The organism is Nocardia sp. NPDC005745 (genome assembly GCF_040630775.1).
Lineage (GTDB): Bacteria > Actinomycetota > Actinomycetes > Mycobacteriales > Mycobacteriaceae > Nocardia.
This window is the reverse complement of the sequence record NZ_JBEXYF010000045.1, coordinates 15,557-30,827: the sequence shown is the minus strand read 5'-3', so window position 1 is coordinate 30,827 and position 15,271 is coordinate 15,557. Positions and strand designations below refer to the sequence as shown.

Below are 15,271 nucleotides of genomic sequence, written 5' to 3'. Positions count from 1 at the left end.
CTCCATTACCGAACCGTTACCGCAAACTGGGGAGTCCGAGTCATGGCGGTGCAAGTGATCGGCCGGTCGCTGATGACCAGCGATCAAACCGAGCATCAGGCGAAGTGTGTCGGCCACGGCGGGTGGGTGGTCTCGTTCCTACCCGGCCGTACCCTGACGATCGAGCAGGCGACCGCGGCTATGCAGGCCGCGGAGGCGGTCGCCGCCGTAGGGATGCTGGCCGATCTGGTCGGCCTCACCACGCTCGAGACCGTCGGACTGGCCATGCGGGAATCGCCGTGGAGCGAACCCGTGCACGCGCCCTGCGGTAAGCGGCATTGGCGCCGCGGGTGGCTCGAGGCTTAGCTCGGCTAACTTTTGGTTGCCACCACGACCAGATTGCTCACAAGTAACTCACGCACCATCGGCACCCGGACCAACCACCACGCCCAGCGGGGGTGATAACGCGGGAAGACGGTGTACACCTCCGCCGGAGTGCCCGCCGCCCAGCGCAATCCGTCCGCGGCCCGCACCGCGAACAGCGAGGTGCCGAACCTGTTCTTGGGTTCGCGCCCGTGCTTGCGCCGGTACCGGCGCGCGGCGTACTCACCACCGAGGTAGTGCCAGGGTCCGGTCTCGTGCCCGCCGAACGGGCCGTGCCACACCGTGTAGGAGAGCACGATCAACCCGCCCGGCCTGGTCACCCGCACCATCTCGTCGGCCATCACCCACGGCTTCGAGACGTGCTCGGCGACGTTCGACGAGAAACAGATGTCGACGGCGTCGTCACGGAACGGCAGTGCCATCCCGGATCCGCGGACCGCGCCCGCCACCGAGAGCCCCGCGGCGTGCATCTCCGTCGGGTCGGGCTCCACCGGGATGTAGCGCGCCCCCGTACGGGCGAACTCGTCGGCGAAGTAGCCCGGCCCCCCACCCACGTCGAGGATCGTCGCACCGACCAGTGACCGGCCGGTGAGATCGGTGTAGAAGTCGGCGATCATCGCCGAGGTATCGGCGGCCAGACCCCCGTAGAACAGCGCAGGATCGGTCTGCTCGAACCGGAAACTGCCGAGCAGCCGCAGCGCCCGGCGCAGGGTCGCCCGGCGGGCGAACCGGGGCGAGTCGCTGCGCGTCGGCGTCGTTTGGGCTTCGAGCACGGCGCCGAGTCTCGCACAACCCCGATGCTCGGCATCTCGGGCGGGTGCTCGGGTTAGGGTGTAGCGCGACATCCGACGTTCCCACCACCTACCGACCGAGAGAAGCTCCACCGTGCGCGAAGTCCTCCTGCTCTGCTGGCGTGACACCGGGCACCCGCAGGGCGGCGGCAGCGAACGGTACCTCGAGCAGGTCGGCGCGCAGCTCGCGGCACGCGGGGTCAAGGTCACCCTGCGCACCGCCCGCTACCCAGGGGCGCCGCGGCGGGAACGCCTCGACGGCATCGATATCAGCCGCGCGGGCGGCCGCTACACGGTGTATCCGCGAGCGCTGGCCGCGCTGCTGCTCGGCAGGATCGGTCTCGGCCCCTTGCGCGGCCTGCGGCCGGACGCGGTGATCGACACCCAGAACGGCATCCCGTTCTTCGCCACCGCTGTCACCACGGCGCCGTCGGTGGTGCTCGTGCACCACGGCCACCGTGAACAGTGGCCGGTGGCGGGCCGGCTGGTCGGCCGCATCGGCTGGTGGATCGAATCGCGGCTGTCTCCGCGCGTGCACCGGCGCAACCAATATCTGACCGTTTCGCTCCCGTCGGCAGAGGAATTGGCCACGCTCGGTGTGGACCGCACGCGAATCGCGGTGGTCCGCAACGGAGCTGAACCTGTTCCAGTCGACGCGCCCACCGGCGCCGCGGAAACCCGTACTCCCGCACCGACTGTCGTGGTGCTGTCGCGTCTGGTGCCGCACAAGCAGATCGAGGACGCGCTCGCGGCCGTGGCCCGGCTGCGCGACCGCGTTCCCGGCCTGCGCATGGACGTGATCGGCGACGGCTGGTGGGCGGACAACCTGCGGGACAACGCCCGTGAACTCGGCATCGCCGACGCCGTCACCTTCCACGGGCACGTGGACGAGCGTCGCAAGCACGAACTCCTCGCCCGCGCATGGGTGCATGTGCTGCCGTCCCGCAAAGAAGGGTGGGGGCTCGCGGTGATCGAAGCCGCCCAGCACGGCGTGCCGACGGTCGGCTACCGGAGTTCGCGCGGCCTCACCGATTCCATCGTCGACGGCGCCACCGGAATCCTGGTCGACGACGTCGCCCAGTTGGCCGATGCCGTCGGTGATCTGCTGGACGACCCCGGTGCGCGCACGGTGATGGGTGAGAAGGCCCGCGCCCGCGCTCGCGAATTCTCCTGGGAGCAGACCGGGAACGGCGTCTACGAAGTGCTGGCCGCGGCCGCCCGGGGCGAGCACACGAGCGGGTTGCTCGCACCCCGCACGGTCGATTGAACGTGCCGCCGTCCGGCGGGAGACAAGACGCCCTCCACGGCGGCGCGCGTTCGTGCCGATGAGCCGGCAGCGACTCGAGCCGTGCGAGGAGCACGGTCCGGGCGTGACGTCAGCGGACCTGTAGCGCGTCGATGACCTCGGGGAGTTCGGTGAGTCCGTCGTCGGCGAGGAAGTGGCCCGCGCCTGGAATCACCCGAGAAGGGACGCCGAGGAGGCCGGCCAGGCGATCGGTGTGCGCGATGGGAACGTAATCGTCCTTGTCCGAGCGGAAGATGGTCAGGCGGTCCACGTGGTCGGGGATCGTGCTCACATCGCAGCCGGATTCGATATAGGCGTCGAGTTCGGGCAGGGCGGGGAGCGGGTCCAGGAAACCGGATACCAGTACCAGGTGCCCGAGGCGCCACTCGCCGGGAAGCGCCGTCAGGTAGCGCAGGACGGTGAGGCAGCCGAGGCTGTGCGCTACTAGGGCGGTGCCTTCGTCGGGCGGGTCGACGGCCTTCGCGGTGGCGGCGAGCCAGGCCTCCGGATCGGGATTGCCGGGGTCCGGGAGGGCGGGGACGTGGGTCGGGACGCCCGCGTTGCCGAGGCGGTCGGCGAGCCAGGCGAACCAGTGGTCCTCAGGGGTGGCGTGGTAGCCGTGGATGACGACGGCGCGGACGGGTGTTGGTCGTGATGTCACGGCGACCGACGGTAAGGGTTCACGTCGGCGTGAAGGTCAAGCCGAGGAGGGATCGTGCTCATCGGGGAACTGGCGGAGCGCGCCGGGGTGAGTGCGCGCGCCCTGCGGCACTACGAGGAGAAAGGGCTGCTGGCGCCGGAACGCGATGCGAAAGGGTACCGGCACTACGACGAGTCCGCGGTCACCGTCATCGCGCAGATCAAGGTCATGCTCGGAGCGGGGCTGAACGCCGCGACCATCCGGCGGTATCTGGATTGTGTGCGTACCGGCGAGCAAGGCGTCACCCTCGACATGTGCCCAGCCCTGCGGAAAGAGCTCGACCGGATCGCCGCCCGACTGGCCGCGCAGCAGGCGGCGGTGGAATCGGCGCGGCGCAGGCTGGACGCGCTCAGAAGTGCGTGACCGCCGCGGAGAGCCTGCGGCAGACGCAATGGCAGTTGCTGGATGCGGCGCGTTCGGTAAGCAGTTGTCGCCCGAGCAACTGGAGCGCGCGGCGGGACGGATCGGCGAGGCTTTGCGGGCGTACGCCGGGATGGATTCGTCCCGCGACGCCCTTCCATCTGGCCGGGAACGTCTGGCCCGGAGTGGATGAGCGCGCCGCGGCGTCCCGGACACCGAGCGGGCCGTCGAAGAGGCCAGCCCGTACCCGCCCCTGGGCGCAGGAGACTGTCCGTCAGTTTCGTGGTCTCCGACGCAATCGTGCGCGTGCGCCGAGGGCGGCGAGTGGACCCGCGACGAGCAACGCTCCCCAGAGCAAGTGGGCCGCGGCGGCGACGGCCCGGTGTGCGGTCGTCGATCGACCGTGCTCGACGACACCGGGCACGCGATACAGCGCGAGGTCGGCGTCCTCGTAGACCCGCTCGACGCGGGCCAGGGTCGCGGCCGATTCACCGAGCGGTCCGGGGGTGGTTCGTTCCACTAGGACCCAGCCCACTCCGAGGCGGGCCAACTCCGCGGGGGAGCCGCCACGCAGCAGCAGGCTTTCCACTTCTCTGGCTCGAGTGCCTTCGCCGGATACCGTGCGCCCGCGTACGGGCAGCTCACCGGTCTGCAAGACGTCGTTGGGCAGCATGCGCGGCGCCGGGTCCAGCACGGGCGCGGCCCCGCTGTAGCGGAACTTGCGGAACATCCCGCCCGGCAGTACGGCGATGTCGCCGGGCCCGTCCACCCGGTCGGCGACCTGCTGCCAACCGGCGGGATAGCGCACCGGGCGGACGGCCCCACCGGCGCCCCAGGCGAGGTCGTACAACGGCAGCACCAGAAGCGCGACGAAGACCACCGCGACCGTGGACGTCACGGCAGGCGGCGCCGTCGCGGGCCGGTCCGCCGACTCCCGCCGGGACGACAGACGCCGGGCCGTGACCGCGCATCCCGCCGCCGCGCACAGGGCATAGGCGGGCATGGCCAGCGCCACGTACTTCTGGGTGTCCCGCAGCAAGCCCGCACCCGGCATGTGGGCGACGAGCCACTCCAGTGCGCTCATGCCCCACACCGTCGCACCGAGCGCGGGAAACAGGATCGCGACCGCCGCGAGCAGCAGCAATGCGCGGCGGACGTGGCGATTGTCGGGGTCGGCGCCGCCGGTGGCCACGACGCGCACACCCAGCGCGACGATCGCCAGCAGCGCCAGAGTGCCGACCGCGGCCAGCGGTGTGGTTCGCGAATCCGGTACCGCCTCGGCGTTCCAGATCCCGCCGAGTCCGGCCAGGCTGCCGAGCGTGCCGAGACCGGGTTCGCCCCGCGCGGCGAAGGCCGCGATGCCCGCGGGATCCGAGGGCTCGGCGCCCGCACCCGAGAGCGCGGTCGCGACGAGCCATGGCGCGGAGGCGGCGAGCCAGAGGACGAGCGCCGCGAGGAGTTGGCGTCGATGGACCAGCGCGAAGGCGGTCACGCCCGCCAACAGCGCACCGGTCGGGGTGAGCCCGGCCGCGGCGAGTGATCCGGCCAGTGCCGCCCAGGTGGATACCGTGGCGGTCGGTGGGGCCTTCTCGAAGTGTTCGGCTTCCCGCGGTGCGGGATGTCCGATAAGGCCGTTCGCGTGCTGTGCCGGTGCGGTCGACAGAGTCCGCCTGCGCCGTTTCGCGGTGGCCGTGGATCGGAGGCGGTACGCGGCCAGTGCCGTCCACGGCAGCGCGGCGTATCCGGCCAGCAGGCTCCAATGCCCTTGCAGCATGCGCTCGGCCACGTACGGGTTCCACAACGCGACCGTCGCGGCCACCAGTTGCGGACCGAGCGACGCGCGCAGCAGCTCGCGCGCGAGTGCCGCCGCCCCGTACGCCGCGGCCCACAGCGCGACGACGAGAATCGCTTTGACCAGCAGCCCGCCGTCGACGAACGCCGACAGCACGGCCAGCAGCGCATCCTGCGGCACCGCCCGGGGCGCCGCGTCGCCGAGGCCGAGCGCCGAGTCGGTCGGATAGCTGCGCGGGGTGCTCACCGCGTCGCGCAAGAGCAGGTATCCCGGCCGCAGCAAGGGTGCGGTCACCAGCAGCGCCCCGGCCGCGCTGTATCCAGCAGCCACCGCTCGGTCTCGACCGCTCCCATTCACGCCTGAGCACTGTACGTCCCGCCGTCTTCCGTCGCCGAGTCAGCGGCCTCGCGCGTCAGTGGCCGGGCTCGGTTGATTGATGCTGGTCTCGGGCCCACAGTGCTGTCATGACGCGGTCGGTTCAGCGAGACGGCTCGGCGGAACCCAATGCGCGATCGTGCTCGAGCACCGGGGCGGCGATTCGTGCTGTACTCCGCGAGTCGCGGGCCGGTGCCGTTTCCGGCGACCGGCCTGCGCGCGGCGGAGCCCGCCGGCGTGCGTGCATGACCGGTCGCCCGGTCCGGCGGTTGGGACTGCCTGAGCAAGGGCGAGCGCGTTCGCGCTGCGGCGGGGCGGGACGGGCAACGGCCTGCGCGGGTGGGACGATGGGCCACGTGTCTGCTGTCCGTCGGTTTCCTGTGGTAGCGGATCTGACGTGGGTGACGGCGGGTGCGATGACCGCGAACGTCGCCGGATATCTGTTGCAGCTGCTGGCCGGCCGGTGGCTGGGAGTCACCGGCTACAGCGAGTTCGCGAGTCTGCTCGCCGTGCAGCTGCTGTGCGCGGTTCCGGCGCTGGCGTTGCAGAACGTGGTGGCGAGGGAACTCGTGCGCGGCGCGGGGACGGCTGCGCTGCGCGGGCTCCAGTGGCGGTGCGCGGTGATCGTGGCCTTGGCGGCCGCGGCGCTGGTGCCGCTGGTCGCCGTCACGCTGAACGTGGGGGTGGCCGCCACCGCGGCGGCGCTCGGTGCGGCGCCCGCGCTGGTGCTGTTGTCCGGTGAGCAGGGAATGTTGCAGGGCGGCAGGCGGTTTCGGGCATTGGGAACGGTGCTCGGCGCCGCCGGGATCGCCCGGGTCGCGCCCGCGCTGGTGATCCTCGCGCTCGGCGGCGGCGCGACGCTCGCCCTGTGGGGCGCGGCCTGCGGGGTGGCGGTGGCGGCGCTGCTGGCCAGGATCGTCGCCGGTGCGCCGTCCGCGCGCGTCCGCGCCCAGGAGCCGGGTGAGGTCGCCGCGGCTCCCGGCGTGCTGCCGGTGCTGCGGGCCGCCCAGGTGCAGGCGGCGATGATGGCGCTGTCGTCGGCGGATCTCATCGTGGTGCGGATCGTGCTCGACGACGTGGACGCCAGCCGCTACGCACTCGGCACCATCGCCACCAAGATCGCATTCTGGCTGCCGCAGGCGGTCGGTGTCGTGCTCTACCCGCGAATGGCACAGCCGACGCACTCCGCGAGCGCGATCCGGGCGGCATTGGCGGTGCTCAGCGGGATCGGCCTCGTCGCGGTGCTCGGCGCCGCGCTCGCCGCGCCGCTCGCTCCGCTGCTGGCCGGCGAGGACTACGCCCCGATCCAGGGCTTGCTGTGGGTGTTCGCGCTGCACGGCGCGCTGCTGGCCGTGCTGCAAGGCGCGGTGCTCTCGGCCATCGCCGTGGACCGCACTTCGCTGGCGATGGTCGCCTGGCTGGGGCTGGCCGTCGAAGTCACCCTGATGCTGTCGCTGGCCCGCTCGGTTCCGGCGCTGATCATCACGGCGGTGTCGGTGGCCGCGACCACCACCTTCGTGGTCGCCGTCATCGTCCTGCGGGCGGCAGACCACACGACTCGCCCCGAACCGCTTCGCCCCGTCGGGTGACCGCACCGCCTACGATCGTTCCATGATCACCGCGGTGCACACCCTGGTCTACGCGGACGATCCCGACGCGGCCCGCGCGTTCTTCCGCGATGTCCTGCGCTGGCCGCACCTCGACGCCCACGACGGCTGGCTGTTGTTCGCCCCCGGCCCGAGTGAACTCGGCGTACATCCCACCGAAGGCACGCCGTGCCACGAGATCTCGCTGATGTGCGACGACCTGGACCGGACGACGGCCGAGTTGGCCGCCCGTGGAGCACGGTTCGAGGGGGAGGTCACCGAGCGGGGTTTCGGCCGGTGCGTGGACCTGTGTGTTCCCGGCGCGGGCACGATGCTGCTGTATCAGCCACGGCACCCGGTCGCCTATCCGCTCGGCCGCACCGGACCCTGAGAGAACCCCCGCGAACGAATTCGGCTCCCCAGCCGGTAGGCGGGGGAGCCGAATGCGATGGCGATCAGCCGGTCAGGGCTGTTTGTCGATCCGAATCTGCTCCGTCGGCGCGTCGTCGGCGCCACGGTTGGCACGCGGTGCGGGTGCGGTCGGAGCCGCGCCGCTCGGACGCTGGCCCGGGAAGCCGCCCGCCCGCGCGGGCGTCGGAGCCGAGCCGCCGCGGATGCCGAGCACCACACCGGCGATCAGCGCGATCACACCGAGGACGCCCAGGATGATCGGCATCACCCGGCCGTAGAGCGACAGCTTGTCGATGTTCTCCTTGGCCACCGACAGCTGCGACTCGATCGTGTTCTCGTCGAACACGATGTGCGACTTCAGCGCGGTCACCTCAGGCTTGTCCGCGGTACGCGAGTAGTAGAGGTGCAGCGCCTCGCCGCCCTTGACGACCGTGCCGGTCTTCGGCTCCACCCACAGGTCGCGGGTGTTGGTGTAGTAGCGGGTCATGGTCACCGGGGCGTCGCCGCCCTCCACGCCCCACTTGGCGGCGGGCAGGCTCAGCCGGTTGGTCGGCGCCTGCACGACGTCCCACAGGCTGGTGGCGGGCACCGACATCTGGAAGTGGTAGACCTTGGTGCCGTTGACCTCGGTCTCTTCGAGGAAGTTGGCGTCGAAGGTCTTGCGGACGTTGAGATCGAAGTACGGGTAGGTCTTCTTCTCGGTGCCGATCGGGAACCGGTACTGCAGACCGGTGTGCTGCACCGGCTCGGCGAGGCTCTGGCCCTCGAGGTTCGCGGTCACCGCGATCGAGCCGTTGGGCTCGGTGCCGACCGGCTCGCCGGTCACCCGGTCGATGGTCACCCGATCGACGGTCGCGGTGAGCAGGCCGGTGTCGCCCTGCTTGTCGATGCGCCGCAGCGTCTGGCCCGCCTGCACGGTCATCTGCTCGGCGTCGGCCGGGTCCTCGACGGTGAGGAAGCGCTGCGAGACCAGCGGGACATTGGTGTCGACCTTCGCCGCGCCTTCCGGAGCGGTCAGTGACTTGGAGTCGAGCACCAGGCTGTCCTCACCCGGCTGGTTCGTGGCGATCGTGGTGATCTCCAGATCGAGGGGAGTTTTGGCCAGCTTGTCGACGGTGTAGGTCGGGATCATGATTGCGGCGACGATCAGCAACGCGCCGAGACCCACGAGCAGGCAGGCCACCGTCCTTCTGGTACCGGCACTCAGTGCCATGCAAACTCTCCTCGTCGTAGAACACAGGTCGCTCGGCGAGCACTGCGGGCAGGCCGCGGCACTCGTGAGCCCCGACACTAACAGTCCGATGTCGTACCATGCGGCGTCGAGGCCGAAACGGCCGAGAAATCGCCCGAGTCTAGCGCGAAATCTGAAACGCCGGGTTATCAACTGTGGATCCGCCAAGGCAGACTGGAGCCCGATGACAGCGACCCTGCCCACCGCCGCGCCCGCGACCGAACGGGTGCGCCCGCGCGCCTTCGTCCCGGCCCTGGAAGGCATGCGCGGAATGGCCGCGCTCGGCGTGCTGCTGACCCACGTCGCCTTCCAGACCGGCGCCGCGGGCACACCGGTCGTCGGCCGGGTGTGGGGTCGGTTCGATATGGCGGTGGCGGTGTTCTTCGCCCTCTCCGGGTTCCTGCTCTGGCGTCCGCACGCCACGGCCGCGCGCGGGCTGGACACCGCCCCGCCGGTCGGCTACTACCTGCGACATCGTGCCGCTCGCATCCTGCCCGCGTACTGGGTCGTGGTGTGCGCGGTTCTGGTGCTGCTGCCCAGCGCCGCCGGGACGGCGGGCTTGCGGGTGTGGGTGTCGAACCTGGCGCTGTTGCAGGTATTCGTGCCGCTGACGCTCACCGACGGCCTCACCCAGATGTGGAGCCTCTCGGTGGAGGTCGCCTTCTATCTCGTGCTGCCCGTGCTGGCTTTCGCGCTGGTGCGCCTGCGCGGCCCCGCGGCGCGGCGGCGGGTGCCGGTACTGCTCGCGCTCGCTCTGGTCAGCCTGAGCTGGAACTTCATTCCGGTGCCGACGCCCGACGCGATCCACGCGGACAACTGGCTGCCCGGTTATCTGCCCTGGTTCGCCGCGGGCATGATCCTCGCCGAGCTCGCCGAACATAGCGTCCGGCTATCACGGTGGTGGAAAGTCGGAGCGAATCAGCCCCTGATGTGGACCGTCGCGGTGTGCGCTTTCCTGCTCGCGGCGACCGATCTGGCCGGTCCCGCCGGGCTGAACCGGGCCGAACCCTGGCAATACGTGGTGAAGATGGGGCTCGGCGCGATCATCGGGTTCGCTCTGCTCGCGCCGCTGGTGCTGCGCGACCCGGCGGCGCGCGCGCACCGCTGGCTGGAGTCGCCGGTGGCCGCGACGCTCGGCCGCTGGTCCTACGGCATCTTCATCTGGCACCTCGCGGTGCTGTCGATCGTGTTCCCGGTCTTCGGCATCCTGCCCTTCCAGGGGGACTTCGGTTACGTCCTGGCCCTCACGATCGCCGTCACCCTTCCGGTGGCCGCGGCCAGTTACGCGCTCATCGAGGAGCCGGTGCGGCGCTGGGCCCGCCGCCGGGACCGGGTGCGGCGCAACCCGGAACCCGAGCCCGCGCCCTGATCTGCCACCCGCGCGAGGTCAGCCGTCGAGTTGCAGGTGCATGTCCAGCAGGTGGTGGCGCAGCTCGTGCAGGGTGTGCACGGCGAGCCAGCGCAGGGAACGATCCGCTGGTTCGGGATAGGGGAAGCCCAGGGTCCGCTCCCAGTCGTCGTCGCCGAGTCGCTCCAGCACGTTCGCGAACAGGAGGGCGGCGTCGCGAATCTGGCGAGCAACGTCCGCGGGGTTCTGCTCGGCGTATCCGTCGTGCTCGACGCGCTCGTCCCGGCCCATCGCGGTAGCGGGCGGGTTGTCCGAACGACGCGCGGCCAGCACGCGCTCGCGCTGGGCGAGCAGTACGTCCCGCACGTGGCAGGCGTATTCCAGCGGTGACCACACGTCCGGCTTGCCACGCCGGCGTAACTTGCCGCTGTCGGCGCCGAGCAGGTCGGCGTATTCCACTGCGTGCTCCCGCGCCAGCGACGGCACATCGGCCGCCGAAGCCAAGTCGTAGACGAAACCGCATTCGGCACAGGTGTTCACGCGGGGTCACGTTAGCAACGAGTGCGCTTGCGGTGCACGGCGAATGCGCGCCTCGTCGAGCGGAACGCCTCGCGTGCGCGCTGACAGGGGCGGTCGGATCATTGATCGGTGTGGACCGTCAGTCCCCGGCCGTCGGGGGATGCGGCTCGTCCGACCCGCTCGCACCGGCCCGATCGGCGTGCTTCGGCCGGGGCAGCGCCGCGATGCCCACCGCGATGATCGCGAGCAACGCGGGCAGCTGCACCAGCACGGAGCCGCCCATATAACCGTCCGGCGAGCGCCACGGACCCGTGGACAGTGCGGCGGCGGAGAGCATGGTGCCCGCGCCCGCCACGACGACGAGCGCGCGCGGGGTGACGTACCGCGTGAAACGGGTTGCGGCCAAGGCGATCACCGTGGCGACGGCGCCCACCGGGCCCGCGATCACGGTGGCGGCACCGGTGAGCCCTACCGCGCCCATCCAGCGTCGGCCCCAGGTACCGCGAGCATCGGCGCTCGCATCCGGCTGCTCGGCGGGCACCTCCGATTCCGCTCCGCCCGCCTCGGCCCGGGTGGTGCCCGGCCGCGCGCGGCGGGGGAAGGCCAGGACCGCGAGCGGCAGAAGCAGCAGCAGGCCGCCGAAGATGCCGAGGCGGTACCACCGGTCGTCCGGGAAAGCGATCGTCACCGGGCCGGTGGCATCGGCTGGCAGCAGCCAGGCCTGCTGCCAGCCGTCCACCACCACCGGTTCGAGCGCATGTCCGTCCGCGCTGGTCGCACGCCATCCGACGTTGGTGCTCAGCGGCAGCACGAGCAGTCGCGTGCCCGCGTCCACCGCGGGGACCGCGGCGGTTTCCGCCCCGCTTCGGTGCAAGCGCAGCCGATCCACGAAGAACAGGTCGGTCGGCCCGACCGCCACGTCGGCCCGGCCCTGCGGCAGGGCGAACTCGCTCGGTGTCCCGGCCTCCGGCTCGCCCGCGTCGTCGATGCACACCCGGGCGGGAACGGGTGCGCCGGAGCGCAATTCGCCGACGGTGGCGGTGACCGACGTGCGCAGCGTCCGACCGCCCGCATCGATCGTCGGCCCGAGCGCGCACGGCACGGTGATCTCGCGGTCCGGTGCGGCGGCCGGGGGGTAGTCCGGTCCCAGCACCGTCACCTCCGCCAGTCCGGGCGGCTGGGTCTGGACGAACCCGAGCGCGGTCCGGTCCAGCACCGGCCGCCAGGTTCGCATGCTGAGTTCGATGCGGTCGGTCACGGTGGGATGCAGGGAGATTCGGATGGGTGTGCCCGAGCCGTCGTCCTCGAGTTCACGCACCTGCGGGCCGTCCCCGAGATTCACCGTCACCGAGGTGGGCGTCGCGGGCAAACCGCCGAGCGATGGGGTCAGCTCGAGGCCGGTCACCAGCGTGGGCTCGGGCAGCTCGAGGGTGAGCGTCGGCCTGCCGCCGGTCGGCTCGCGCACCGAGGCCTCGGGCGCGGTCCAGCTCGTGCGCGGATCACCGTCGGTCGCGGCGAACGCGGCCCCGCGCAAGTCGCCGACGTCGGCCTTGCCCCGGGCCACCGGCCGGGCGTGGTCGGTGAGCAGCGCCTCCAGGGCCGGGCCCTGCCTGGTGCGGACGGTCAGTTCCGGGGCGACCGACATCGGTTCCGGGACGGTCAGGGTGCGCTGGAACGTGCCGGGTTCCTCCGGCGCCAAAGCGAGACCTTTGCTGCAACGCACCCGGTCGGGCGCATCGAAACACGCGCTGCGGCCGGGAAATTCCTGACCGAGATCCCAGCCGCGCAGTCGCGCGCCCGCTGGAGCGGACGGAACCACCGTCCGATGCCTGATGTCGACACGGACCGGCGCGTTACGCACCGAATAATCGTCCAGCGCGAGTTCGCTGATGCCGAATTGCCCACCACCCGAGCCGCCTTCGGTGCGAATGGCGGTGATGGTCAGCCACTCCGTGCGACCGGCGGGAAGCGAAACAGAGACCGGCGCACCGGGTTCGGGCACCCGGACGGAGACGGTGCCGTTCGCGGTGCGCACCTCGATCCATTTGACCGGGTCGCCGATGGCGGCCGAACTGGTGGTCAGTTTCAGCTGCCCGGTCTGGATCGGATGGTCGAGATCGAGTCGCAGCCACTGTCCGAGCGCGCGTTCGATGCCGTTGCTGATCCACGCGGTGGCCGGATCGCCGTCGACGACGGCCGCGGTGGAGCTTCCCGGCGCGGCGCCGCCGAGCTGCGTGGCGTCCGCGGCCGAACTGGACGCGGTGATGGTGGCGCCGGACCATTCGCCGCGCACCAGTTCCGCGCCGGGCACCGGATAGTCGGGCACCAGGTTGTGCGTGCGGCGCGCGTCGTCGGGGGCGCGCAACGCCGAGTTGTGGTTGTCCACCCGGCCGAAATCGGCTTCGCGATCCATCGGCGTATCGGTGACCGTCACGGGGCCGATCGGCAACCCGGCCCCGATCGCGTCGGCGGCGAGCAAGCCGGGCGTCCGGGCGGCGGCAGGGTCGCGACGCATCCGCTCGAACACTTCGGGTCCGCCCTGGACCACCGGAACATCGCCCAGCGGGACGGTATACGCGCCGGGGAACGCCTCCGGCGCACCGGTACCGCCGCGCACCTCGGCGGGCGTGCCCAGCGCCGGCGGGTCGACCCGGTAGATCTCGACCGCCGGATACGGCGGGCGCAGGTCGCCGTCGGCCACCAAGCCGTCGGCGAGCACCACCGATTCGATCGGGTTGCCGAACTCGGCCACCTTGCGCAGACCGGGCGACTCGTCGAGCGCCTGGTGGGCCAGCATCGGCCGGGTCGATCGGGAGGTCTCCGGGTCGAGATCGTTGCGCAGGACGACGACGCCGATGCCCTGAGCGCTCAGCGTCGCGGCAAGGCCCGCCGAGGGCCTGCCGTCGGCGATGAGCCGCTGCACCGAATCCATCGCGCGGATGGTGCCGGGCGGGTTCAGCGGCACCGCGTCGCGGATCGCCCACGGCGTTCGGGCCAGCGCCTGCAGTGGTTCGTCGCGCGTGAGTCCCCAGATCTGGCTGCCGAAGGGGGCGCCCGGCACCACCAGGGCGCGGGTGTCGGAGGCATTGCTCGCGAGCCAGTCCGCGGTCTGCTGCCAATAGGCGGGGACCCGGTCGTAGGCGCCGCGCGGCGCGAGCTTACCGGTCCAGGCCAGTGAGCTGGACAGGGCGAGCGCGGTGAGGATCAGCGCCGCCACCGCGACCGCGCGGTCCCGCTCCGGGTGCGCGAACGCGCCGCGCCAAACCCGGAAAGGAACGGAGGCGGGCAGCGGAACCCGGGCGAGCAACTGCGCCAACCCGAGCACGAGCGGGATGCGGATCAGCGGCTCCAGCTTGTGCACGTTGCGCAGCGGAGCGCCCCCGGAGTCGAGGAAGACGCGTACCGACTCGGCGAACGGGCCGCTCAGCTCACCGACGAATCCGGCGCAGATGCCGACCAGCCCGACACACAGGATCAGGACGAGCCTGCCCCGGTACGGCATGGATCGCAGCGCCAGACCGGCCATGCCCGCCGCCGCGACCAGCCCGGTCGCGAGCACCGCCGCGGGCTGGGTCACCAATACCGCGCCCGCGATACGTTCCGGCGAGACGAACGGGGTCCAGCTGTCGGTGCCGCGCAGCACCTCGCCCAGCGACGCCCACTGCGTCGTCACCCCCGACGACTCGATGTAGTCCAGGAACGGCGGACTCACCTTGCCCAGCAGCAGCAGCGGGACCGCCCACCAGAACGTGGCCAGCACCAGCAGCGGAATCCACGCCGCGGTGAAACGCCACCAACTGCGATCCGGCCGATGGGAGCCGCGTCGCGCCGGGGCGAGCGCAGGCGAGGCAGCCGCCCACCACAGCAGCGCGGGCAGGAAGGCGGCCACCGTCGCGACCGCGTTGACCGAGCCCATCAGGGCGAGCGCGAGCGCACTGCCCGCGGGCGACTCCGCTCCGCCCCGCCGCCTGGCGCGCCCGGCGACGCCGAGCGCGGCGGGTGCGAGCAGCACCCACGGCGCCAGCATCATCGGCAGCGTCTCCGAGGAGATCGACCCGATGGTGGTCAGGACCCGAGGTGACAGCGCGAACGCGAGCGCGGCGACGACCCGCGACCCGCGCGACCCGATGCCGAGCGCCTCGCACAGGCGAACGATCCCCCAGAAGCCGGCGAGCAGCAGCAGCGCCCACCAGACCCGCTGCGTCACCCAGGCGGGCACGCCCAGCAGATGGCCGAGCGAGAAGAACGCGCCGTGTGGGAAGAAGTATCCGTAGGCCTGGTTCTGCACCTGGCCCATCGGCGCCTGGCTACTCCACAGATGTGCGGCGCGCGCGAGAAACCCGAGCGGATTCTGCGCCAGGTCGTATTTCGTGTCGGCGACCGTGAGTCCGGGCGCCTGCACGAAGGTCAGCAGGAACGCCGCGAGGACGGTCGCGGCGAACCAACGTCTGCCCAGCGGCGCGGTGCTGTGCTGCCCCGGCGCCGCGGAAGATCCGAACGAATTCGCGGT

At 71.5% G+C, this 15,271-nt stretch carries 13 protein-coding genes; 7 read left to right on the top strand and 6 right to left on the bottom strand.

All coding sequences use genetic code 11. The annotated features are described in order from the left end of the window. Positions 1–42: 42 nt before the first annotated feature. Positions 43–345 (top strand): hypothetical protein, encoded by a 303-nt coding sequence (locus ABZ420_RS32470; protein ID WP_040871049.1) that lies wholly within the window; start codon positions 43–45, stop codon positions 343–345. A gap of 5 nt (positions 346–350) precedes the next feature. On the opposite strand, the gene ABZ420_RS32465 is transcribed toward ABZ420_RS32470, so the two are convergent. After that, a complete protein-coding gene (locus ABZ420_RS32465; RefSeq protein ID WP_357130980.1) occupies positions 351–1,136 on the bottom strand; it encodes a class I SAM-dependent methyltransferase in 786 nt (261 codons plus the stop codon). A gap of 112 nt (positions 1,137–1,248) precedes the next feature. On the opposite strand from ABZ420_RS32465, the gene ABZ420_RS32460 reads away from it, so the two are divergent. Next, positions 1,249–2,421: a glycosyltransferase family 4 protein gene (locus tag ABZ420_RS32460; protein ID WP_357130977.1), complete on the top strand. Its 1,173-nt coding sequence runs from the start codon at positions 1,249–1,251 to the stop codon at positions 2,419–2,421. A gap of 109 nt (positions 2,422–2,530) precedes the next feature. Here ABZ420_RS32460 and ABZ420_RS32455 read toward each other — a convergent pair whose 3' ends face one another. Next, a complete protein-coding gene (locus tag ABZ420_RS32455; protein WP_357130974.1) occupies positions 2,531–3,100 on the bottom strand; it encodes an alpha/beta hydrolase in 570 nt (189 codons plus the stop codon). Positions 3,101–3,154: 54 nt separating this feature from the next. On the opposite strand from ABZ420_RS32455, the gene ABZ420_RS32450 reads away from it, so the two are divergent. Together ABZ420_RS32450 and ABZ420_RS32445 are read left to right on the top strand one after the other, a co-directional pair. Further along, positions 3,155–3,502 (top strand): MerR family transcriptional regulator, encoded by a 348-nt coding sequence (locus ABZ420_RS32450; RefSeq protein ID WP_357130971.1) that lies wholly within the window; start codon positions 3,155–3,157, stop codon positions 3,500–3,502. Positions 3,503–3,530: 28 nt separating this feature from the next. Then, on the top strand, positions 3,531–3,692 hold the full coding sequence (locus ABZ420_RS32445; protein WP_357130969.1) for a DUF6374 family protein: 162 nt from the start codon (positions 3,531–3,533) through the stop codon (positions 3,690–3,692). Positions 3,693–3,773: 81 nt separating this feature from the next. Here the strand turns inward: ABZ420_RS32445 and ABZ420_RS32440 are convergent, their stop codons facing one another. Next, positions 3,774–5,621: a hypothetical protein gene (locus tag ABZ420_RS32440; RefSeq protein ID WP_357130967.1), complete on the bottom strand. Its 1,848-nt coding sequence runs from the start codon at positions 5,619–5,621 to the stop codon at positions 3,774–3,776. Positions 5,622–6,082: 461 nt separating this feature from the next. Here ABZ420_RS32440 and ABZ420_RS32435 point away from each other — a divergent pair, with 461 nt between their 5' ends. After that, positions 6,083–7,255: a polysaccharide biosynthesis protein gene (locus ABZ420_RS32435; RefSeq protein WP_357130964.1), complete on the top strand. Its 1,173-nt coding sequence runs from the start codon at positions 6,083–6,085 to the stop codon at positions 7,253–7,255. Between the two features lie 22 nt (positions 7,256–7,277). After that, positions 7,278–7,643: a VOC family protein gene (locus tag ABZ420_RS32430; protein ID WP_357130961.1), complete on the top strand. Its 366-nt coding sequence runs from the start codon at positions 7,278–7,280 to the stop codon at positions 7,641–7,643. Positions 7,644–7,715: 72 nt separating this feature from the next. Here ABZ420_RS32430 and ABZ420_RS32425 read toward each other — a convergent pair whose 3' ends face one another. Further along, positions 7,716–8,876 (bottom strand): DUF3068 domain-containing protein, encoded by a 1,161-nt coding sequence (locus ABZ420_RS32425; RefSeq protein WP_357130958.1) that lies wholly within the window; start codon positions 8,874–8,876, stop codon positions 7,716–7,718. A 202-nt stretch (positions 8,877–9,078) separates the two neighbouring features. Between ABZ420_RS32425 and ABZ420_RS32420 the strand changes: the two genes are divergently transcribed. Next, complete coding sequence (locus ABZ420_RS32420; protein ID WP_357130955.1) at positions 9,079–10,263, top strand: acyltransferase; 1,185 nt, start codon at positions 9,079–9,081, stop codon at positions 10,261–10,263. Positions 10,264–10,281: 18 nt separating this feature from the next. On the opposite strand, the gene ABZ420_RS32415 is transcribed toward ABZ420_RS32420, so the two are convergent. Both ABZ420_RS32415 and ABZ420_RS32410 read right to left on the bottom strand, forming a co-directional pair. Next, the gene (locus ABZ420_RS32415; protein ID WP_357131025.1) at positions 10,282–10,719 is read right to left on the bottom strand and encodes a DinB family protein; all 438 of its coding nucleotides are present in this window, start codon (positions 10,717–10,719) and stop codon (positions 10,282–10,284) included. Positions 10,720–10,900: 181 nt separating this feature from the next. After that, entirely contained in the window at positions 10,901–15,217 is a 4,317-nt protein-coding gene (locus ABZ420_RS32410) for an alpha-(1->3)-arabinofuranosyltransferase (RefSeq protein WP_357131022.1), read from the bottom strand. Positions 15,218–15,271: the final 54 nt, after the last annotated feature.